Annotated in this window: 17 protein-coding genes; 14 read left to right on the top strand and 3 right to left on the bottom strand. The window is 62.2% G+C overall.

Features of this window, described 5'->3' with window-relative positions; genetic code table 11:
* Nucleotides 1-21 precede the first annotated feature (21 nt).
* The gene (locus YUO_RS0111235; protein ID WP_430649536.1) at nucleotides 22-1296 is read right to left on the bottom strand and encodes a serine hydrolase domain-containing protein; all 1275 of its coding nucleotides are present in this window, start codon (nucleotides 1294-1296) and stop codon (nucleotides 22-24) included.
* A 127-nt stretch (nucleotides 1297-1423) separates the two neighbouring features.
* On the opposite strand from YUO_RS0111235, the gene YUO_RS0111230 reads away from it, so the two are divergent.
* The 6 genes from YUO_RS0111230 to YUO_RS0111205 all read left to right on the top strand — a co-directional run bounded on the left by YUO_RS0111230 (nucleotide 1424) and on the right by YUO_RS0111205 (nucleotide 9736).
* Nucleotides 1424-2338 carry an intradiol ring-cleavage dioxygenase gene (locus tag YUO_RS0111230; RefSeq protein ID WP_028347336.1) on the top strand — a complete coding sequence of 305 codons (915 nt, stop codon included), beginning with the start codon at nucleotides 1424-1426 and terminating at the stop codon, nucleotides 2336-2338.
* 332 nt (nucleotides 2339-2670) lie between these two features.
* Nucleotides 2671-3990 (top strand): CmpA/NrtA family ABC transporter substrate-binding protein, encoded by a 1320-nt coding sequence (locus tag YUO_RS0111225; protein WP_028347335.1) that lies wholly within the window; start codon nucleotides 2671-2673, stop codon nucleotides 3988-3990.
* Between the two features lie 61 nt (nucleotides 3991-4051).
* Nucleotides 4052-4960: a nitrate ABC transporter permease gene (gene ntrB / locus YUO_RS0111220; protein ID WP_028347334.1), complete on the top strand. Its 909-nt coding sequence runs from the start codon at nucleotides 4052-4054 to the stop codon at nucleotides 4958-4960.
* A gap of 11 nt (nucleotides 4961-4971) precedes the next feature.
* Nucleotides 4972-5766: an ABC transporter ATP-binding protein gene (locus YUO_RS0111215; protein ID WP_028347333.1), complete on the top strand. Its 795-nt coding sequence runs from the start codon at nucleotides 4972-4974 to the stop codon at nucleotides 5764-5766.
* Between the two features lie 33 nt (nucleotides 5767-5799).
* Entirely contained in the window at nucleotides 5800-7017 is a 1218-nt protein-coding gene (locus tag YUO_RS40485) for an NAD(P)/FAD-dependent oxidoreductase (RefSeq protein WP_051379380.1), read from the top strand.
* A gap of 13 nt (nucleotides 7018-7030) precedes the next feature.
* Nucleotides 7031-9736, top strand: a complete 2706-nt coding sequence (locus YUO_RS0111205; protein WP_028347332.1) for a nitrate reductase — start codon at nucleotides 7031-7033, stop codon at nucleotides 9734-9736.
* 280 nt (nucleotides 9737-10016) lie between these two features.
* Here the strand turns inward: YUO_RS0111205 and YUO_RS0111200 are convergent, their stop codons facing one another.
* Entirely contained in the window at nucleotides 10017-10946 is a 930-nt protein-coding gene (locus YUO_RS0111200; RefSeq protein ID WP_028347331.1) for a response regulator transcription factor, read from the bottom strand.
* Nucleotides 10936-14307 carry a hybrid sensor histidine kinase/response regulator gene (locus YUO_RS0111195; protein ID WP_028347330.1) on the bottom strand — a complete coding sequence of 1124 codons (3372 nt, stop codon included), beginning with the start codon at nucleotides 14305-14307 and terminating at the stop codon, nucleotides 10936-10938. Before YUO_RS0111195 ends, YUO_RS0111200 begins: the two co-directional genes overlap by 11 nt.
* A 169-nt stretch (nucleotides 14308-14476) precedes the next feature.
* Between YUO_RS0111195 and urtA the strand changes: the two genes are divergently transcribed.
* The 8 genes from urtA to YUO_RS0111155 all read left to right on the top strand — a co-directional run bounded on the left by urtA (nucleotide 14477) and on the right by YUO_RS0111155 (nucleotide 22319).
* Complete coding sequence (gene urtA / locus YUO_RS0111190) at nucleotides 14477-15736, top strand: urea ABC transporter substrate-binding protein (RefSeq protein ID WP_028347329.1); 1260 nt, start codon at nucleotides 14477-14479, stop codon at nucleotides 15734-15736.
* Between the two features lie 122 nt (nucleotides 15737-15858).
* Complete coding sequence (gene urtB / locus YUO_RS0111185; RefSeq protein WP_028347328.1) at nucleotides 15859-16785, top strand: urea ABC transporter permease subunit UrtB; 927 nt, start codon at nucleotides 15859-15861, stop codon at nucleotides 16783-16785.
* Nucleotides 16786-16803: 18 nt separating this feature from the next.
* Nucleotides 16804-17949 carry an urea ABC transporter permease subunit UrtC gene (gene urtC, locus YUO_RS0111180; RefSeq protein ID WP_035726581.1) on the top strand — a complete coding sequence of 382 codons (1146 nt, stop codon included), beginning with the start codon at nucleotides 16804-16806 and terminating at the stop codon, nucleotides 17947-17949.
* Between the two features lie 67 nt (nucleotides 17950-18016).
* Nucleotides 18017-18772 carry an urea ABC transporter ATP-binding protein UrtD gene (urtD, locus tag YUO_RS0111175; protein WP_028347326.1) on the top strand — a complete coding sequence of 252 codons (756 nt, stop codon included), beginning with the start codon at nucleotides 18017-18019 and terminating at the stop codon, nucleotides 18770-18772.
* Between the two features lie 66 nt (nucleotides 18773-18838).
* A complete protein-coding gene (urtE, locus tag YUO_RS0111170) occupies nucleotides 18839-19528 on the top strand; it encodes an urea ABC transporter ATP-binding subunit UrtE (protein ID WP_028347325.1) in 690 nt (229 codons plus the stop codon).
* Nucleotides 19529-19566: 38 nt separating this feature from the next.
* Nucleotides 19567-20796, top strand: coding sequence for a formamidase (gene fmdA, locus YUO_RS0111165; RefSeq protein WP_028347324.1), 1230 nt, complete (start codon nucleotides 19567-19569; stop codon nucleotides 20794-20796).
* Nucleotides 20797-20887: 91 nt separating this feature from the next.
* Entirely contained in the window at nucleotides 20888-21235 is a 348-nt protein-coding gene (locus YUO_RS0111160) for an FmdB family zinc ribbon protein (protein WP_028347323.1), read from the top strand.
* A gap of 43 nt (nucleotides 21236-21278) precedes the next feature.
* On the top strand, nucleotides 21279-22319 hold the full coding sequence (locus YUO_RS0111155; protein ID WP_028347322.1) for an aliphatic amidase: 1041 nt from the start codon (nucleotides 21279-21281) through the stop codon (nucleotides 22317-22319).
* Nucleotides 22320-22488 lie beyond the last annotated feature (169 nt).

Raw genomic sequence — 22488 nt, 5'->3', positions numbered from 1 at the left:
CGACCTCAGAGAATGCCGACCTCAAAGATTGCTGTCGGTGATCGCGGCATACACCATCGTGCGCAGCTCCCGCCGCAAGGGATAGGCGCTCGACGGCAGCACCTGAGTCATGAAGATCGTGATCAGTTCTTCCGCCGGATCGATGAAGAACGATGTCGTCGCCGCACCGCCCCAGTTGAACTCGCCGGGACTGCCGGCAATCAAGGTCTGCGTCGGGTTCATGGTGACGGCGAAGCCGAGGCCGAAGCCGATGCCGTTATAGGCCGCTTCCGAGAATAGCGAGCGCGACATCGCCGGCAGGTCGACCCCGCCGGGCAGATGGTTGGACGTCATCAGCTTCAGCGTCTTCGGACCTAACAATCTGACACCGCCGAGCTCGCCGCCATTGAGCAGCGCCCGGCAGAAGGTGAGATAGTCGGCCGTGGTCGAGCACAGGCCGCCGCCGCCGGAGATGAAGGAGGGCGGCGACAGGAATGAACTCGTCGCCGGGTCGTCCTGCAGCGTCAGCGTGCCCTTGCGCTCGGCGGCGAGCGGGTTGAAGCCGCCTTGCGGATCGGCCGAATAACACGCCGCGAACCGATGCGCCTTGTCCTTGGGCACGAAGAAATCGGTATCCTTCATCCCGAGCGGATCGAGGATGCGCTCCTTCAGAAACTGCTCGAACGGCTTGCCGCTGATCAAACCGATGAGGTAGCCGATCACGTCGGTGGCGACGGAGTAATTCCAGGCCTCGCCCGGCGAAAATTCCAGCGGAATTTTTGCAAGATCGTCGATCATGCCTTGCAGCGTGCCGGCCTTGATGACTTCGCCGATCTTATTCTCGCGATAGGCCGCATCGACGTTGCTGCGTTGTTGGAAGCCGTATGTCAGGCCGGAGGTGTGCCGCAACAGATCCACGATCAGCATCGGCCGTGACGGCGGCCTGGTCAGGAAGGTTGGGTGCGTACCGGCCACGAACACGCCGAGGTTCTTCCATGCCGGAATATAGTTGTGCACGGGCTCGTCGAGCGCGACGCGGCCTTCCTCGACCAGCATCATGAAGGCGACGGAGGTGAGCGGCTTGGTCATCGAATAGATGCGGAAGATCGTGTCGTCCTTGACCGGCACCTTGCGCTCAAGGTCGGCAAAGCCCTGCGCGGACGAGTGGACGACCTTGCCGCGGCGATAGATCAGGAGCTGCGTCCCCGGGAAGCGGCCGGCATCGATGTAGCGCTGCTTCAGATGATTTTCGAGGCGATCGAGGGCCGCCTTGGACATTCCGGCGGATTCGGGCGAGGCGGGGGCTAACATCGGCATCTCCGGCTGGCGACTGCGGCCTTGATAGCCGAAAAGTGTCCCCTGTTCCAACGGGCCGTGCTTATGTGGGCTGGAAGGGTAATATAGGCTGACCCCAGCCATCGCATATCTCCGCAGGACAGCAAAAATGCGCCAATTCAGCGAGACCGAACTGACCGCCGCCGTCATCCGCAGCTTCGACAATACGCCGGATACGCGCGCCAAATTCCTGCTGCAGGAACTGGTGAAATCACTCCACGACTATGTCCGCAAAACCGACCTCACCTTCGAGGAATGGGAATATGCGATCGATTTTCTGACGCGGACCGGCCAGAAGTGCACCCCGATCCGGCAGGAGTTCATTCTGCTGTCCGACGTGCTCGGCGTGTCGATGCTGGTCGATGCCGTGAACCACCGGGAGCGCGAGGGCGCCACCGAGACCACGGTGCTCGGCCCGTTCTATGTCGGCGAGCACAAGGTGACGCCGCACGGCACCGATATCTCGGCAACGCTACCCGGCGAGCGGATGTTCGTGCAGAGCCGCGTCACCGACCTCGAGGGCAAGCCGCTGGCCGACGTGCCGGTGGACATCTGGCATGCCGACGATGACGGCTTCTATGATTCCCAGAAGCCGGCCTATGCGACTGAAGGGCCGTCGTCGCGGGCGCGTTTCATTACTGATGCCGATGGAAGGTTCTTCTTCCGCACCATCCTGCCGTGCAGCTACCCGATTCCGACCGACGGCCCGGTGGGCGAGATGATCGTGCAGACCCGCCGTCACCCGATGCGGCCGGCGCACGTGCATTTCCTGGTCGATGCGCCCGGCTATCAGCCGTTGATAACCCACGTCTTCATCGACGGCGACAAATACCTCGATTCCGACGTGGTGTTCGGGGTCAAGGACGAGCTGGTCGCCAGAATCGAAAAGCGTACCGATCCGACGATGCCGGACGGCAAGCCCGCGGGCGAGCCGTGGCACCTTATGAGCTACGAATTCCGCATGAAGCCAGGCAAGGGAAGCGCGCCGAAACCGATGATGGCGAAAGCCACCGAAGAGGTCTGAGGTGACGCGCTGCGCTGTCTGCTCAATTATTGTGCGCCGCACAAGGATTGAGCGAATCGCAAGTTTGGAATGCGATGACTGGTTCCTGACCGCTGCCGCTTTTTGCGGCAAATATCAGACAATATACTGATATCAATAATCTTTTTGAGATGCTGAAGGCTTGGCACGAAGCTTGAATAGCTAGTGCCGACGCCATTGTCGCCGTCCCTTGAGACCACTTATCCGAATTGTGACGCCGCACGTCCGGGGCATCCCCGGAGCGCGCCCTTATGCGTCTCGCGCGGCGACACGAAACGGAGGGCCCCATTCACACGCAAAGGAGCGCACTACTAATGACGAAGCCTACCCATCCGACCTCACGCCGCGGTTTCAGCCGCCGCCAGCTCCTCAAGGCCACCGGCGGCACGGCGGCATTACTCGCCGCCGCCAAGCTGAACTTCCCGGCCGGCGCGTTTGCGCAAGGCGCCGGTCCGGAAGTGACCAAGGCGACGCTGGGGTTCATTGCGCTCAGCGACGCCGGGCCGCTGTTCGTCGCCAAGGACAAGGGATTCTTCGCCAAGCACGGCATGCCCGACGTCGAGGTCGCCAAGCAGGCATCGTGGGGCACCACCCGCGACAACCTCGTGCTCGGCTCGGAAGGCAACGGCATCGATGGCGCGCATATCCTGACGCCGATGCCCTATCTGATTTCGGCCGGCAAGGTGACGCAGAACAACGTGCCGACGCCGATGTACATCCTGGCTCGGCTCAATCTCGATGCGCAGTGCATCTCGATTGCCAAGGAATATGCCAACCTCAAGATCGGGACTGACTCTTCACCGCTCAAAGCCGTATTCGAGCAGAAGAAGGCCGCCGGCAAGTCGGCGAAGATTGCGATGACCTTCCCGGGCGGCACGCACGATCTGTGGATCCGTTACTGGCTCGCCGCCGGTGGCATCGATCCCGACAAGGACGTCGAGACCATCGTGGTGCCGCCGCCGCAGATGGTTGCCAACATGAAAGTGGGCACGATGGATGCCTTCTGCGTTGGCGAACCCTGGAATCTGCAGCTCATCAACCAGGGCATCGGCTACACCGCGGTCAACACCGGCGAGCTCTGGAACAAGCATCCGGAGAAGTCGCTCGGCATGCGCGCAGCCTGGGTCGACAAATATCCAAAGGCCGCCAAGGCGATCTTGATGGCTGTCATGGAGGCGCAGCAATGGGCCGACAAGGCCGAGAACAAGAAGGAGCTCGCCACCATTATGGGCAAGCGACAGTGGATGAATTGCCCTGTCGACGACGTTTATGACCGTTCGGCGGGCAAGTTCGACTACGGCATCCCCGGCAAGGTCGTCGAGAACTCGCCGCACATCATGAAGTACTGGCGCGACTTCGCTTCCTATCCGTTCCAGAGCCACGATCTCTGGTTCATGACGGAAGATATCCGTTGGGGCAAATACGAAGCGGGCTTCGACAGCAAGGCGCTGGTCGCCAAGGTCAATCGTGAGGATCTCTGGAAGGAAGCCGCCAAGACGCTCGGCGTCCCCGCCGCAGAGATTCCGGCCTCGACCTCGCGTGGCAAGGAGACCTTCTTCGACGGCAAGGTGTTCGATCCGGAAAACCCGGCTGCGTACCTGAAGTCCCTTTCGATTAAGCGCGTTGAAGTCTGATCAAGCCCGGGCCGCGCGCGGTGCGGGCGGCCCGCTCATTGAACACGGAGATGCATTTTCAATGACGATGCCTGCGATCAAAGCTGAAGCCACTGCCGTGGCCATTCCAACCGCTTCGCCGACCTCTGCGGCGCCGGTGGTGACGATGACGCCGAGGCCGGCCCCGCGTGCCGAAAAATACGTCAAGATGGGCAAGGAGATCGCGGTGCGCGTCGTACCGCCGCTGATCGTGCTTGCGCTCCTGATGCTGTTCTGGGAATTGGTCTGCCGCCGCACCGGCTCGACGCTGCCGCCGCCGTCGCGCGTCTTCAAGGACACCAAGGAACTGATCTTCGATCCGTTCTTCGACAATGGCGGCATCGACAAGGGCCTGTTCTGGCATCTGTCCGCCTCGCTGCAGCGCGTCGCGTATGGCTATTCGATCGCCGCCATCGTCGGCATCGCGCTGGGTACGCTGGTCGGACAATCGGTGTGGGCGATGCGCGGGCTCGATCCGCTGTTCCAGGTGCTGCGCACCATTCCACCACTGGCCTGGCTGCCGCTGTCGCTGGCCGCGTTCCGTGATGGACAGCCGTCGGCGATCTTCGTCATCTTCATCACCTCGGTCTGGCCGATTATCATCAACACCGCGGTCGGCATCCGCAACATCCCGCAGGATTATCGGAACGTCGCAGCCGTCGTGCAGCTCAATCCGCTGGAGTTCTTCTCCAAGATCATGATTCCGGCGGCGGCGCCCTACATCTTCACGGGCCTGCGCATCGGCATCGGACTATCGTGGCTGGCGATCGTGGCTGCGGAAATGCTGATCGGCGGCGTCGGCATCGGCTTCTTCATCTGGGACGCCTGGAATTCCTCGCACATCAGCGAAATCATCCTGGCGCTGTTCTATGTCGGCATCATCGGCTTCGTGCTCGACCGTCTGATCGCGGGACTGGCGAAGGTCGTGACCCGCGGTACCGCGCTGAACTGAAGGATCAAGTCATGCACGCCTATCTGAAGCTCGACCATATCGACAAGACGTTCACCCGCGGCAATGCCACGACGGAAGTGCTGAAGGACATCAGCCTGACCATCGCGAAGGGCGAATATGTCTCGATCATCGGCCATTCCGGCTGTGGCAAGTCCACGCTGCTCAATATCGTCGCCGGCCTCACCGGCGCCACAAATGGTGGCGTGCTGCTGGAGAACCGCGAGGTCAATTCACCGGGACCGGATCGCGCGGTGGTTTTCCAGAACCACAGCCTGCTGCCGTGGCTGACGGTGTACGAAAACGTCAAGCTCGGCGTCGACAAGGTGTTTTCGTCGACCAAGAGCCGCGCCGAGCGCGACGCCTGGGTGATGCACAATCTCAATTTGGTGCAGATGGCGCACGCCAAGGACAAGCGCCCGTCGGAGATTTCAGGTGGCATGAAGCAGCGCGTCGGCATTGCCCGTGCGCTGGCGATGGAGCCGAAAGTGCTTTTGCTCGACGAGCCGTTCGGCGCGCTTGACGCGCTGACACGTGCGCACCTGCAGGACTCGGTGATGGCGCTGCACCAGAAGCTCGGCAACACCATCCTGATGATCACGCACGACGTCGACGAGGCCGTGCTGCTGTCGGACCGCATCGTGATGATGACCAACGGCCCGAGCGCGCGGATCGGAGAGGTGCTGGAAGTGCCTTTGGCGCGTCCGCGCAAGCGGCTCGAGCTCGCGACCAACCCTGGCTACCTCAAGTGCCGGCAGCGCGTGCTCGAATTCCTCTACGAGCGGCATCGCTTCGTCGAGGCGGCGTAGGTCCATACGAAAGCGGCTAGGTGAGGACGTGCCATGAGCGAACCGCTTGTCATCGTCGGCAACGGCATGGCCGCCGCCCGTCTGGTCGATGAACTCGCCAAGGTGGCGTTGGGCCGCTACGCCATCGCCGTGATCGGCGACGAACCGCGGCTTGCCTATAATCGCGTGCTGTTGTCATCGGTGCTGGCCGGCGAAACCACTTCGCAGGACATAGAGCTGCGGCCGGCGTCCTGGTGGCGCGACCGCGGCGTCACCCTGAAGTATGGTTGCGTGGCGATCGAGATTGATGTCGGTCGCCGCGAACTCAAGATCGAGAACGACGAGAGCATTCCGTTCTCGAAACTGGTGCTGACCACCGGCTCGTCGCCGCTGCGGCTGAATGTACCCGGCGCCGATCTCGCCGGCGTGCACACGTTTCGCGACAGCCGCGACGTCGACTTGCTGTTGACGCTGGCAGCGCAGAAGAAGCGTGTCGTCGTGATCGGCGGTGGATTGCTGGGTCTCGAGGCGGCTTATGGCCTCGCCAAGGCCGGCGCGCCGGTGACGCTGGTACATCTGATGGACCGCCTGATGGAGCGACAGTTAGATGCGCCTGCGGCTGCGCTATTAAGATCCCTCGTCGAGAGCAAGGGCATCGAGATCCTGCTTAGCGCCAATACCGCGAGCATTCATGGCGAGACGCGGGTTGAAGGCGTCGAACTGGCGGACGGACGCCGGCTTGAATCCGACGCCGTGATCTTTGCCGCGGGCATTCGTCCGAACATCGCGCTCGCCAGGGAAGCCGGTATCCCCGTCAACCGCGGCATCGTGGTCGACGATCACCTGCGGACCGGCGCACCCGACGTATTCGCCATCGGCGAGTGCGCCGAGCATCGCGGCGTCTGCTACGGCCTGGTCGAGCCGGCCTATGAGCAGGCGAGGGTGCTGGCGCGGCATCTCGCCGGGCATGAAGCGTCGTACAGCGGAAGCATCGTTGCGACCAATCTGAAAGTTTCCGGCGTCAGCGTGTTCTCCGCCGGCGATTTTATGGGCGGCGACGGCAGCGAGGCGATCGTGCTCTCCGACATCAACCACGGCACTTACAAGAAGCTCGTAATCGCGGATGGGCGATTGACCGGCGCAGTTCTGATCGGCGATGTCGCCGACGCGCTCTGGTATCTCGAATTGATCCGCACGCGTCAGCCGACGGCCCGAATTCGCGCCGATATGATGTTCGGCCGCTCGCTCGCGACACGGTCGGAAGCCGCATGATCCGGTTGCTTGCATGACGGTCGTTGATCCCGATCTCCGTGCTGTCAAAACCACCTGCGCCTATTGCGGCGTCGGCTGCGGCATTCTGGCGACGCCGGACGGGCGGGGCGGGGCGGCGATCTCGGGCGACCCTGATCATCCCGCCAATTTCGGCCGGCTGTGCTCGAAGGGCTCGGCGCTTGGCGAGACGCTCGGGCTGACGAACCGGCTGCTCTATCCGATGATCCGTTGCGGCAAAGGAACCATGGAGCGGGTCGCCTGGAGCGACGCGCTCGACCATGTCGCGCACAGGTTTCAGCACATCATCGCGCGCGACGGTCCGGGCGCGGTCGCGTTCTATCTTTCCGGCCAGTTGCTAACGGAGGACTACTACGTCGCCAACAAGCTGATGAAGGGCTTTGTCGGCAGCGCCAATGTCGACACCAATTCGCGGCTGTGCATGGCCTCGTCCGTGGCCGGCCACCGCCGCGCTTTTGGCGCCGACACCGTGCCGGGGTGTTACGAGGACCTCGACGAGGCCGACCTCTTGGTGCTGGTCGGCTCCAACGCGGCCTGGTGCCATCCGGTGCTGTACCAGCGCATGATCGCCAACAAGCAGAAGCGCGGCGCGCGCATCGTCGTGATCGACCCGCGCCGGACCGACACTGTCGGCGACGACGATCTGTTCCTGGGATTGAGGCCGGGCACGGATACGGCGCTATTCAGCGGGTTGCTGGTTTACCTCGCGGACAACGGCGTACTCGACCGCGACTACATCGAACTCCACACCACCGGATTCGACGATGCCATCGCCCGCGCACGCAGCATCACCGGCAGCGTCGGCGCGACGGCGCTGGCGACAGGCCTGTCCGAGCAGGACGTCGCAACATTCTTCCGGATGTTTGCCAGTACGCCGCGCGTGGTCACCCTCTATTCGCAGGGCGTCAATCAATCGGCGCAGGGCACCGACAAGGTCAACGCCATCCTCAATTGCCACCTCGCGACCGGGCGGATCGGCCTGCCGGGTGCGTCGCCGTTCTCGCTGACCGGGCAGCCCAACGCGATGGGCGGCCGCGAGGTCGGCGGGCTCGCCAACCAGCTCGCCGCCCATATGGGATTCACGCCGCCAGATATCGATCGCGTGCGGCGGTTCTGGAAGGCGCCGCGCATTGCTATCCATGAGGGCCTGAAGGCGGTGCAGATGTTCGAGGCCATTGCGCGCGGCGAGATCAAGGCATTGTGGGTGATGGGCACCAATCCGGCCGTGTCGCTGCCGAACGCGGACGGTGTTCGCGAAGCCCTGAAAAAGCTCGAGCTGTTCGTGATTTCCGAGAACGTGATCTCGAACGACACGGTGGACGCGGGCGCGCATGTGCTGCTGCCGGCGCAGGCCTGGGGCGAGAAATCCGGCACGGTGACCAACTCGGAACGGCGCATCTCGCGGCAGCGCGCGTTTCTTCCCGCGCCGGGAGAGGCCAAGCCCGATTGGTGGATCATGGGCGAAGTCGCCAGGCGCCTTGGCTTCGGCGCGGCCTTCAGCTTCACCTCGGCGGCGGATATTTTTCGCGAGCACGCCGCGCTCTCGGCCTTCGAGAACGTGGGCGCGCGCGACTTCGATATCGGCGCGCTGCAGTCGCTGTCGGACAGCGATTTCGATGCAATGGCGCCGGTGCAATGGCCGGTCCGGCAGGGGACCGAGCCGCAAGCGCGCTTCTTCGCCGAAGGCGGGTTCTTTGCCAACGATTTCAGAGCCCGTTTCATCGCGCCGGAGATGCCGGCGCTGCGGACCGAGACCAGCGCGGCACGGCCCTTGCGGCTCAACACCGGGCGCATCCGCGACCAGTGGCACACCATGACGCGCACGGGGATGAGCCCGCGGCTCGGCCAGCATCTGTCGGAGCCGTTCGTCGAAGTCCATCCTGACGATGCCGCAAAATACGGCGTCGCCGACGGCGATTTCGCGCGGGTCACCACTGATTACGGGCAATGCACGCTCCGCGTCATCGTCAGCGAACGCCAGCAGCGCGGTATGCTGTTCGCGCCGATCCACTGGAGCGGGGCCAATGCGACCGGCGCGCGCGTCGGCTCGCTGGTAGCGCCCGTCACCGATCCGTTCTCGGGCCAGCCCGAGAACAAGGCGACGCCGGCCTCGATTGTGCCGTACGAATACGTCTTCCGCGGCTTCGCACTATCGCGCAAGCCACTCGAACTGCCCGCGCATGCCTGGGTGGTGCGCGTTGCCGTCAACGGCGGCCATGGCTACCTGTTCGCCGACAATGCCGATGTCGCAAGCTGGCAATCCTGGCTGAAATCCATCGCGCGCGACGATCTCGCCGAGTACAAGGACTTTGGCGGCGGCGTCTATCGCGCCGCATCTTTTGACGGCGACCGTATCGACACCTGCCTGTTCATCGGCCCGGCGCGCGACGCCGGAGACTGGAACGTGGTCAAGGACCTGTTTGCCGCGGACACGCTGAACCACGACCAGCGCCGCATGCTGCTGTCGGGCAAATCGGCCGACGGCCTCGCCAACGCCGGCCCGATCGTCTGCGCCTGCTTCGGTGTCGGCCGCAACACGATTTGCGAGGCCATCGCAGCGGGTGCGCGTTCGGCAGCCGATATCGGGACGAAGCTGAAAGCCGGCACCAATTGCGGCTCCTGCATTCCTGAAATGAAGCGGCTGATCGCGCAGATGGCGCCGAGCGATGCCGAACAGCGGAAGCTAGCGGCGAAGCATTGATTTCTCCGCGTCATTGCGAGGAGCGAAGCGACGAAGCAATCCATGCCTCCGCTTGTGGAGCGATGGATTGCTTCGCGGAGCCTGTCATCGGGCGCGCATTCGCGCGACCCGTTGGCTCGCAATGACGGACATTGGACGCGCCGGCTCTTCTCCCTCGCCCCGCTCTTGCGGGGAGAGGGTCGGGGTGGGGGGCTCTCTCCACGAGTCGAATGCGCGGAGACAGCCCCTCATCCCGACCTTCTCCCCGTGAAGAACGGGGAGAAGGAGCAGAGCAACCCCTTCACCCCCTCCTGTTCTTCGCATTCACCGCGATTGCCGCCGCGGCGGTGCGGTTCTCGACGCCGAGCTTGGAATAGATCTGCTCGAGGTGCTTGTCGACGGTGCGCGGGGAGAGTCCTAGAATCTGCGCGATATCGCGATTGGTCTTGCCCTTCGACAGCCATGACAGCACTTCGCCCTCGCGCGTCGTCAGCCCCAACTCGCTGGAGAATTCCACTGGCGCTTCCGCGCCGGAATCTTTCGCCAGCCGCAGCAGGAATTCGTTCGCGCCGAGCTTCCCCATATATTGCAGGCGAAGCTGCTCGTTGCCGTGACGCGTCGGCATAGCCGCGGCCTTCGCCGCGGCTTTACCCCTGCGTGCCTCATCGAGCCATTGCGGAATCGGCTCGGGCAGCACAACGTTATCGTCACCGTCGGCGGCGAGCGATTCGGAGAGCAGCTTCTGCGCCTGCGGTGTCGCCCACATGATCTTGCCCGCGGCATTCACGGCGAGCAGATAGCGGCCGGAGACGTCGAGCGCGGCGCGCGCGCTCTGGGTCAGGCGGGCATTGGCGAGATGGACGCGGATGCGCGCCAGCATCTCCTCGACCGCGATCGGTTTTGTCACATAGTCGACGCCGCCGGCCTCCAGCCCGCGCACGATGTGTTCGGTTTCGGCCAGCCCCGTCATGAAGATGATCGGAACATGGTCGAGCCCGGCGTCGCGCTTCAGCCGCCTGCAGGTCTCGAACCCATCCATCCCCGGCATCACAGCGTCGAGCAGCACGATATCGGGCGTGATCTGGTCGACGATCCGCATGGCGGAAGCACCATCGAGCGCGACCATGACGGTCATGCCCGCGCCGTCGAGCGCATCGGTCAATAGCCGCAGCGTCTCAGGCGAGTCGTCGACGACGAGGGCGACGTCGCGCTTTTTTGGTTCAATAATCATAGCTGTGCAGGGCTTTCAGGGTCGCCATGTACTGATCGAGATCGAAGCGGTCGATCAAGGCACGCATTTGCGACACGAAGTCGGCATGTTCGGGGTAGCCATTTCCGATCTCGTCGAGCTTGACCTGGATCGCGCGGACGTAGCCCAGTTGCCCGAGCCCGATCAGTTCCTCGACATGTTTCACTGGCGGCCGTGAGCCGGTCTCCGGCCTCCAATGCGGGGCAGGGACATCGCCTGCCTCATACTGCCATTCGAGCTTGAGCAATTGCCGGATGGTTTCGAGCAGCTTGGGAATATCGATCGGCTTCATCAGGTAGCCGTCGTGGAACGGTTGCGCCAGCGGCGCGCCATGCGCTTCAAGCGCGCTCGCCGACACCATCAGGATACGCGCCTGGTGATGGCCATTTGCGCGCAGCGTTTCCGCCACCGTCCAGCCATCCATGCCGGCCATCGAGATGTCGAGCAGGAACAGATCCGGCCGGCAATGCTGCGCCAGCGCGAGACAGCCGGGGCCATCGGGCGCGCTGAGCAGAATGAAGCCGAGCGGCGTCAGCACCTCGCGCAGGAGATCGCGGTGGGTCGGATCGTCGTCGGTGATCAGGATCGTCTTGCGGGGGCCGTGATAGCCGAAGATCGGCGCCTCCACCGGCGCGATCCGCGTCGGATTCGTGACTTCCGACAGCAGGATTTTCACCCGAAACGTGCTGCCGTTGCCGACTTGGCTGGTCACTTTGATGTCGCCACCCATCACGCCCGCCAGGAGGCGGCTGATGGTCAGCCCAAGCCCGGTGCCGGTCTGCGGCTGCGAGACGCCGAGCGCGCCGCGCTCAAAGGGTGCGAAGATACGTTCGAGGTCGTTCGGCTGAATGCCGGGCCCGGTATCGATCACCTCGAACTCCGCAACGGGGCTGCGGTAGTGCACGACGAACTGCACGTTTCCGGTCTGCGTGAACTTCAGTGCATTCGACAGCAGGTTGATCAGAACCTGCCGCAGCCGCTTCTCATCGGCATAGACGACGAGCGGCAGCACCGAAGGCCGCTTGAAGATGAAGTCGATACCCTTGGCGGCGGCCTGAACGCGAAACATGCCGACGAGCTGATCGAGAAATTCGCTCAGGCGGACCTCGTCGCGCGACAGGTAAAGCCGGCCTGCTTCGATTTTGGAGATATCGAGGATGCCGTCGATCAGTCCCGACAAATGGTCGGCGCTGCGCCGGACCACGCGCACTTGGTCGCGGGGCTTGGCGGGGAGGTTGGAATCCTGCTCCAGCAATTGCGCATAGCCGCTGATGGCGTTCAGCGGTGAGCGCAGTTCATGGCTCAATCCCACCACGTAACGGCTCTTGGCAAGGTTTGCCGATTCCGCGACTTCCTTGGCGCGCTGCAGTTCGGCGTCGGTGCGCTTATGCGCGTCGATCTCCTGGATCAGGAGCGCGGTCTGCCGCCGCGTCTCCGCTTCCGCCGCGCGGCGACTCTGTTGCGCCAGCACGAACAACCATGCCACCACGCCGATGATGATGGTGAGCGCGAAGAACACCTTCCACAGTACCTCCGACAGCGCAAAATTTTCGACGGGTATTGCCGCCGAGGTCTGCAGATAGATCAGTCCCAGCGTCAGCCCGACCAGCCCCGCGGAGACCGCAAACACGCCGAGATAGTGCCCGAACTGCGAATTAATCCGAGCATAAATCGTCTCCGGCAACAGCTTTCCGAGCATGTCCGAGACCTGAGCGCCGGCGCGCGCATGCGGCTTGCAGAGATCATGGCAGCGGGCATCGAGCGAGCAGCACAGCGAACAGATCGGGCCGGCATAGGCCGGGCAGGAGGCCATGTCCTCCGGCTCGAACGAGTGCTCGCAGATGCAGCACTGGATCGATTCGAGGTTCTGCCAGCTCCGCTTCGGCTTGCGCGCGATGTAATACTTGCCGTCGGTCACCCAGGCGATCAGGGGCGCGGTGACGAAGGCAACTGCGAGCGCCACGAAGGCGGAGAGCGCCTTCGCTGTCGGGCCGAACAGGCCGTAAAAGGCAGAGATCGAGACAATGGTCGCGATCGTCATCGCGCCGACGCCGACCGGGTTGATATCGCAGAGATGCGCGCGTTTGAACTCGATGTGCTGCGGGCGCAAGCCAAGCGGCTTGTTGACGACGAGATCGGCAACCAGCGCGCCGACCCAGGCAATCGCCACGTTGGAATAAAGCGCCAACGTCTGCTCGAGCGCCTTGTAGACGCCGATTTCCATCAACAGCAGCGCTACCAGAACGTTGAAGACGAGCCACACCACACGGCCGGGATGGCTGTGGGTCAGCCGCGAGAAGAAGTTCGACCAGGCGATCGAGCCGGCATAGGCGTTGGTCACGTTGATCTTGATCTGCGAGAGAATGACGAAGGTGCCGGTCAGCGCCAGCGCCAGATCGGGCTGGGACAGCACGTAGCGGAAGGCTTCGAGATACATGTGCGCAGGCTCGGCGGCTTGCTCGCTGGCGACGCCATGGCTCAGCGCGAAGTAGGCGAGAAACGAGCCCAGGAGCAGCTTGAGCGCGCCGAAAATGATCCAGCCGGGGCCGGCGCTGAGCAGCGCGATCCACCACGACATTCGCGAGGTCCGGCGATCGCGCGGCAGAAACCGCAGGAAGTCGACCTGCTCGCCGATCTGCGCAACAAGCGAAAACACCACCGAGGCAGCGGTGCCGAACAGCAGCAGATCGAGATGACCGCCGGCGTTGCCGTGTTCGCCGGCGAACTTCCGCCATTCAGCGAACGAGTGGGGATTGGCGTAGGCAATCGCAACGAAAGGGAGGATGTGCAGGACAATCCAGAGCGGCTGCGTCCACAATTGAAAGCGGCTGATCAGGGTGATGCCGTAGGTCACCAAGGGAATGATGACGACGGCGCTGATGAGATAGCCGATCGGGCGCGGGATGCCGAAGCACATCTCGAGCGCCGCGGCCATGATAACTGCCTCGATAGCGAAAAAGATGAAGGTGAAGGAGGCGTAGATCAGCGAGGTGATGGTGGAGCCGATATAGCCGAAGCCGGCGCCGCGGGTCAGCAGATCAATGTCGATGCCACATTTTGCGGCATGATAGGCAATCGGCAGGCCGCAGAGGAAGATGATGACGCTGACGACAAGAATGGCTGATGTGGCGTTGGCCGCGCCGTAATTGAGCGTAATGGTGCCGCCGATCGCCTCCAGCGCAAGAAAGGAAATCGCGCCGAGCGCGGTATTGGCGACGCGGGCGGCAGACCACCGCCGGGCGCTCTTGGCGGTGAAGCGCAGCGCGTAGTCTTCCAGCGTCTGATTGGCGACCCATTGGTTATATTGGCGCCTGACGCGGTCTATCCGCTGCCGCCCTGCCACTTGCTGCTCCTGCCCAGTTCGACTGACCCGCTTGGCCCAGCAAACTCCGTACCAAATCTACGTCGCTATTTTGCGGTGCAATATACGCAATCCCACGTATCTGTGCGGTGCACAATTCTGGGCAATCCTCGCCTGACCAATAAGCGTTCTCGAACAAAATGGGGTGCTCATGTCAGACGAACCAAACAAGGGACTGCGGTCTCCGCTTCGCCGCAAACTGCTGATGGGCGCGGCGGCGCTGCCGCTCGTTTCGATCCTTCCTCGGCCCTCATTCGGGGCAGGTCCCGCAACCGCCACCGTCAACACAACGGGGCTCGCGGTCACCGATACGGAGGTCACCGTCGGCATCCTGCACTCGGCCACCGGCACGATGGCGATCTCGGAGACGGGCTCGATACAGGCCGAAAAGCTCGCGATCGAACAGATCAACGCCGCCGGCGGCGTGCTCGGGCGCAAGATCAAGTTCATCCAGGAAGACGGCGCCAGCGACTGGCCGACCTTTGCGGAAAAGGCCAAGAAGCTTCTCGTCAACGACAAGGTCGCAGCGATCATGGGCTGCTGGACCTCGGCATCGCGCAAGGCGGTGCTGCCGGTGGTCGAGCAGTACAATGGCATGCTGTACTATCCGACCTTCTATGAAGGTCTCGAGCAGTCCAAGAACGTCATTTATACCGGCCAGGAAGCAACCCAGCAGATCCTCGCCGGCCTGAACTGGATCGCCAAGGAGAAGGGCGCCAAATCGTTCTTTTTCATCGGCTCGGACTACATCTGGCCGCGCACCTCAAACAAGATCGCGCGCAAGCACGTCGAGAACGTACTGAAGGGCAAGGTCGTCGGCGAGGAATATTACGCGCTCGGCAGCACCCAGTTCAATTCGGTGATCAACAAGATCAAGCTGACCAAGCCCGACGTCATCTTCACCGACGTGGTCGGCGGCTCGAACGTCGCCTTCTACAAGCAGCTCAAGGCGGCCGGCGTCGACCTGTCGAAGCAGGCGCTGCTGACGATTTCGGTGACCGAAGATGAAATCGACGGCATCGGCGGCGAGAATATCGCGGGCGCCTATGCCTGCATGAAGTACTTCCAGTCGCTCGACAATGCCAACAACAAGACGTTCGTTCCCGCCTTCAAGAAGATGTGGGGCGAGAAGACCGTGATCGGCGACGTGACGCAAGCCGGCTATCTCGGCCCGTGGCTGTGGAAGCTGACCTGCGAGAAGGCCGGTAGCTTCGACGTCGACAAGATCGCGGCCGCTTCGCCCGGCGTGGAATTCAAGGAGGCGCCCGAAGGCTACGTGCGCATCCATGAAAACCATCACCTCTGGTCGAAGACCCGCGTCGGGCGCGCCAAGCTCGATGGCCAGTTCGAGCTGATCTTCGAGACCGCGGATCTGATCGAGCCCGATCCGTTCCCGAAGGGCTACCAATAAGCGCGGGAAGCCTTCCCGCAACTCTCCAACCGCTCCCTGGCGTGGACCGTCAATCCGCGCTTCACGACCCCGCGTCGCGAATTCTCTCGCGACGCGGGACCTTCCTCCGGCGGAGAAGTTAGATGTTTGGCGACTATTCGATTGGCGATCTTGGCTCCATCTTCGTCATGCAGGGTTTTGCGGGCCTGATCCTGTTCTCCGTCTACGTGCTGATGGCGCTCGGCCTTGCCATCATCTTCGGCCAGATGGGCGTCATCAACATGGCGCATGGCGAGTTCATGATCTTAGGGGCCTACGTCACCTGGATGACGTCGAATCTGTTCCAGAGCTATCTGCCGGGTCTTTTCAGCGGCTATTTCTTTCTCGCGATGATGCTGGCGTTCCTCGCCTCCGGCGCGCTCGGAATGCTGGTGGAGTGGGTGCTGATCCGGCACCTCTACAAGCGCCCGCTCGACACCCTGCTCGCCACATGGGGCCTCAGCCTCATACTGCAGCAGGCCTACCGCTCCGTCTTCGGGGCGCGCGAGGTCGGCGTCGAGCTACCGCAGTGGATGCTGGGTTCGCTCAAGGTGACCGACAGCATCGAGGTGCCGATCAACGGCATCTTCGTGATGGGTCTTACCGTTTCGATCACGTGCGCGGTCGCTTACGTCATTTACAAGTCGCGCTGGGGACGGCAGGTCCGCGCGGTCGTGCAGAACCGGATCATGGCCGGCGCCGTCGGCATCAATACCGAAAAAGTCGATCGCTACACCTACGGCCTCGGTTGCGGGATCGCCGGGATAGCGGGAAGCGCTTTTACCATGATCGGCTCGACCGGTCCGACCTCGGGGCAACTCTACATTGTCGACACGTTCCTGGTTGTCGTGTTTGGCGGCGCCGCGAGCCTGCTCGGCACCATCGCGTCGGCCTTCTCGATCTCGCAGACGCAATCGACGCTCGAATTCTTCATGTCGGGCTCGATGGCCAAGGTTCTCACGTTGCTCGCCGTCGTCGGAATCCTGATGTTGCGGCCCCAGGGTCTCTTCAGCCTCAAGGTTCGCAAGTAAGAACGAGAAAGCACGGTCATGATCATCAACTCGCGCTTCTTCAATCGATCCGAGCTCATTGGCTTCGTTGCACTGGGCCTGATCCTGTTCGTGATCCTGCCGCTGTCGCTGGATGTGTTCCGTCTCAATCTGGTCGCGAAATATTTGACTTACGCCTTTGTCGCGATCGGCCTCGTGCTGTGCTGGGGATATGGCGGCATCCTGAGTCTGGGGCAGGGCGTGTTCTTCGGCCTCGGCGGCTACTGCATGGCGATGTTCCTCAAGCTGGAGGCCTCCAGCGTCGAGAACACCAAGATCCAGTCCACGCCCGGCATTCCGGATTTCATGGATTGGAATCAGATCACCGCGCTGCCGCTGTTCTGGCAGCCGTTCCACAGCCTCACTTTCACCGTTCTCGCCATCATCCTGGTCCCAGGCCTCTTCGCCCTGATCATCGGCACGGCAATGTTCAAGCGCCGCGTCGGCGGTACCTATTTCGCGATCATCACCCAGGCCGTCGCCGCCATCCTCACCATTCTGATTGTCGGGCAGCAGGGTTATACCGGCGGCATCAACGGCATGACCGACCTGCGTACACTGAAGGGATGGGACATCAGGCCGGACCACGCCAAGGTCGTTTTATACTTCTTTGAAGTGTTCCTGCTGTTTGGCTGCATCCTTATCGCGCAGTTCATCCGGCTGACAAAGCTTGGCCGCATCCTGGTGGCGATGCGCGAGCAGGAAGATCGCGTCCGCTTCTCCGGCTACAGCGTCGCCAATTTCAAGATTTTCGCCTTCTGCATGGCTGCGATCTTCGCCGCGATAGGGGGCGCCATGTTTGCACTCAATGTCGGTTTCATGTCGCCGTCCTTTGTAGGCATCGTGCCGTCGATCGAAATGGTGATCTACACCGCCGTCGGCGGACGGACGTCGATCTTCGGCGCGGTGTGGGGTGCGCTGCTGGTCAATTTTGCCAAGACCGGCCTTTCGGAATCCTTCCCGCAGCTCTGGTTGTTCGGCCTCGGCGCGCTGTTCATCGCGGTCGTGCTGGCCTTCCCGAACGGCTTGTCGGGCATCTGGGCGGATCACGTCCAGTCGCGCATCGATCGCCTGGTCAGCTCGATCAAGAAGAAGTCCGGCGACTGGACCAGCAATTCGGTCGCCGACGGCGCGCCGGCAGAGTGAGGAGGACGTCATGCTCATCGGTCACCACGGTTGCCGATGCCACATTGGCGAAATGAGGAGATAGATCATGCTCATCGGTCACCAGCCTAAACCCTTCCTGCTCGCGGTCGAAGCGCTCACGGTGTCGTTCGACGGCTTCAAGGCGGTGAACAATCTTTCCTTCTATGTCGAGGAGAACGAGATCCGCGTCATCATCGGCCCCAACGGCGCCGGCAAGACCACGGTGCTCGACCTGATCTGCGGAAAGACCAAGGCGACCTCAGGCTCGATCCAGTTTCGCGGTAAGGAGCTGACGAAGCTCAAAGAGAACCAGATCGTCCAGACCGGCGTCGGGCGCAAGTTCCAGACCCCGTCGGTGTTTGAGGATCTGACCGTGTTCGAGAATCTGGAGATTTCCTATCCGCGCGGCCGCACTGTGTTCGGCTCGCTCGTCTTCCAGCGCGATGATGCCGTCAAGCAGCGCATCGAGGAAGTCGCCGAGATGATCTTCCTGAAGGATCGTCTCGACACTTATGCCGATCAGCTCAGCCATGGTCAGAAGCAATGGCTCGAGATCGGCATGCTGCTGATCCAGGATCCGGAACTCCTGATGCTCGACGAGCCCGTCGCCGGCATGAGCGTCAGCGAGCGCGCGAAAACCGCCGAACTCTTGAACCGCATCATCAAGGACCGCTCAGTGCTGGTGATAGAGCACGACATGAAGTTCGTCGAGGACATCGCCCACAAGGTCACGGTGCTGCACCAGGGCCAGATCCTGTCGGAGGGCACGATGGAGAAGGTCAAGAATGATCCGAGGGTGATCGAAGTTTACCTCGGACATTAGCGCGTGATCCCGGAAAGTGGCGTCCGGTTTACGGACATGATCATGCGCAACAAATAAGGAGCGCTCATGCTAGCTATTTCGGATCTTCACGTCGCCTACGGCCAAAGCGAAGTTCTGCACGGCCTCAACGTCTCGGTCGCGCCCAACGAGATCGTCGCGATCATGGGCCGCAACGGCATGGGCAAGACCACGCTGATGAAGTCGCTGATGGGCATCGTGCCGACCAAGAGCGGCTCGGTGAGCATGGCAGGCGCCGAGCTCAGCGCGCTGCCGAGCTACGAGCGTGTCGCCAAGGGCCTCGCCTACGTGCCACAGGGCCGCATGATCTTTTCCACCATGACGGTGAGGGAGAATATCGAGACCGGCCTCGTGGTGTCGGGCGGCTCGGAGGTGCCCGAGGACATCTACGAATTGTTCCCGGTGCTGCTGGAGATGAAAGGCCGGCGCGGCGGCAATCTCTCCGGCGGACAGCAGCAGCAGCTCGCAATTGCCCGCGCGCTCGCCACCAAGCCAAAAGTGCTGCTGCTGGACGAGCCGACCGAGGGCATCCAGCCGTCGATCATCAAGGACATGGCGCGCACCCTGAAGCGCATCCGCGACGAGCGCGGCCTCTCGATCGTGGTCTCCGAACAGGTGTTGAGCTTTGCGCTCGACATCGCCGACCGCGTGCTGGTCATCGAGAATGGCGAGATCGTCCGCGACGAGCCACGCGACAGCGTCGATGCCGCGCAAGTCTCTAAATTCCTGTCCGTGTAAACCCGCAAACCGTGCTGTCTAAAAAGGGGGAGCTATCGATGCCAGAGACACTGATCAAGGTCGATCTTTCGAAATCGGCCTACGACAACGACATGATCCACAACCGCTGGCATCCCGATATTCCGATCGTGGCGTGGGTCAATCCGGGCGACGATTTCATCATCGAGACCTATGACTGGACCGGCGGTTTCATCAAGAACAACGATTCCGCCGATGACGTGCGCGACATCGACCTGTCAATCGTGCACTTCCTGTCCGGTCCGATCGGCGTCAAGGGCGCCGAGCCCGGCGATTTGCTCGTAGTCGACCTGCTCGATGTCGGCCCCCTGAAGGAAAGCCTGTGGGGTTTTAACGGCTTCTTCTCCAAGCAGAACGGCGGCGGCTTCCTGACCGACCATTTCCCGCTGGCCCAGAAATCGATCTGGGACATCAAGGGTCTCTACACCTCGTCGCGCCACGTGCCCGGCGTGAATTTTGCTGGCTTAATCCATCCCGGCCTGATCGGTTGTCTGCCCGATCCGAAATTGCTGGCGACCTGGAACGAGCGCGAGACCGCGCTGATAGCGACCAATCCGACGCGCGTGCCAGGCCTTGCCAATCCACCGTTCGCCGCGACCGCGCATGCCGGCCGCGCCAAGGGCGATGCCAAGGCCAAGGTTGGTGCCGAAGGCGCCCGCACCGTGCCGCCGCGCGAGCATGGCGGCAATTGCGACATCAAGGATCTGTCGCGCGGTTCGAAGATCTTTTTCCCGGTCTATGTGCCGGGCGGCGGGCTGTCGATGGGCGATTTGCACTTCAGCCAGGGCGACGGCGAGATCACTTTCTGCGGCGCAATCGAAATGGCCGGCTGGCTGCATCTGAAGGTCGATGTCATCAAGGACGGCGTTGCCAAATACGGCATCAAGAATCCCGTGTTCAAGCCATCGCCGATCACGCCGAACTACAAGGATTATCTGATCTTCGAGGGCATCTCGGTGGACGAGGCCGGCAAGCAGCATTACCTCGACGTTCACATCGCTTATCGCCAGGCATGTTTGAACGCGATCGAGTATCTTAAGAAGTTCGGCTATTCCGGCGCGCAGGCCTATTCGATCCTCGGCACCGCGCCGTGCCAGGGCCACATCTCAGGCGTCGTCGACGTGCCCAACGCCTGCGCCACGCTGTGGCTGCCGACCGAGATATTCGACTTCGACATCATGCCGTCGTCGGCCGGACCGATCAAACACATCAAGGGCGACATCCAGATGCCGATCTCGCCGGACAAGTGATTCCCGCGCGGGAAGGGTGCGGGACGGCGCCGCGTGTCACGCCGCCCCGCATCCGTCGCGAAGCTACAAGGAAACATCGCGAGGAAACCAGATGCCCGTCTACGAATATCTCTGCAACGACTGCGGCCCGTTCACGGACATGCGGCCTATGGCCGAATGCGACGACCCGCAGGACTGTCCGAATTGCGAAAATGAATCGCCGCGCGTGATCCTGACCGCACCGGCGTTCTTCTGCATGCCATCAGAAAAGCGCAAGGCGATCGCCACTAACGAGCGCAGCGCCCATGCGCCGAAGACATCAGCGGAATACAAGGCTTTGCACGGTCCCGGCTGTGGCTGCTGTTCAACCGGAAAGAAGAAGCCGGCTCGGCTCATGACCAAGACCAAGAGCGGCGCCAAGGGCTTTCCAACCGCGCGCCCGTGGATGATCAGCCACTGAGGCTCGATCCTTCCAACTCAAACCAGAACAAGAGGCGATCCCAATGCTTCACGGTGACATATCTTCCAGCAACGACACGGTCGGCGTCGCCGTCGTCAATTACAAAATGCCGCGTCTGCACACCAAGGCCGAGGTGCTCGACAACGCCCGCAAGATCGCCGACATGATCGTCGGCATGAAGCTCGGTCTGCCGGGCATGGATCTCGTGATCTTCCCGGAATATTCCACCCACGGCATCATGTACGACTCCAAGGAGATGTACGAGACCGCGTCGTCGATTCCGGGTGACGAGACGGAAATCTTTGCCGAAGCGTGCCGCAAGGCAAAAGTCTGGGGCGTGTTCTCGCTGACCGGCGAGCGGCACGAGGAGCACCCGCACAAGGCGCCGTACAACACCTTGATCCTGATGAACGACAAGGGCGAGATCGTCCAGAAATACCGCAAGATCATGCCGTGGGTGCCAATCGAAGGCTGGTACCCAGGCAATTGCACCTATGTTTCCGAAGGCCCCAAGGGCCTGAAGGTCAGCCTGATCATCTGCGACGACGGCAACTTTCCGGAGATCTGGCGCGACTGCGCCATGAAGGGCGCCGAGCTGATCGTGCGCTGCCAAGGCTACATGTATCCAGCCAAGGAACAGCAGATCCTGATTTCCAAGGCGATGGCCTGGGCCAACAATGTCTATGTCGCGGTCGCCAACGCTGCAGGCTTTGACGGCGTCTATTCCTATTTCGGCCATTCCGCGATCATCGGCTTCGACGGCCGCACACTCGGCGAGACAGGCGAGGAGGAATACGGCATTCAGTACGCGGGATTGTCGAAGAGCCTGATCCGCGACGCGCGCCGCAACGGCCAGTCGCAGAACCATCTCTTCAAGCTGCTGCACCGCGGCTATACCGGCATGATCAATTCCGGCGAAGGCGCGCGCGGCCTCGCGGCCTGTCCCTACGATTTCTATGCGAAGTGGATCGCCGACCCCGAAGGGACGCGTGAGATGGTCGAAGCGATGACGCGCTCGACCGTCGGCACCGACGAATGCCCGATCGATGGTATCCCGAACGAGGCGACGGCAAGTAATTACTAGCCGGTCAGCGTGCCACACATTCGAAGGTCGTCCCGGCCCTCATGCGCAATTGCGCATCAGGCCGGGACCCATAACCATAAATGTGGGTTGTGGCGCGGCGCTGCGGCCGCAGTTTCCTTCGTATCTGACCTTCGTGGTTATGGATCGCTGCTTTCGCAGGGACGACATT

This window comes from Bradyrhizobium murdochi, assembly GCF_000472965.1.
GTDB lineage: Bacteria > Pseudomonadota > Alphaproteobacteria > Rhizobiales > Xanthobacteraceae > Bradyrhizobium > Bradyrhizobium murdochi.
Note: the sequence above shows the minus strand (reverse complement) of the source record. Positions and strands in the feature narration are given on the sequence as shown.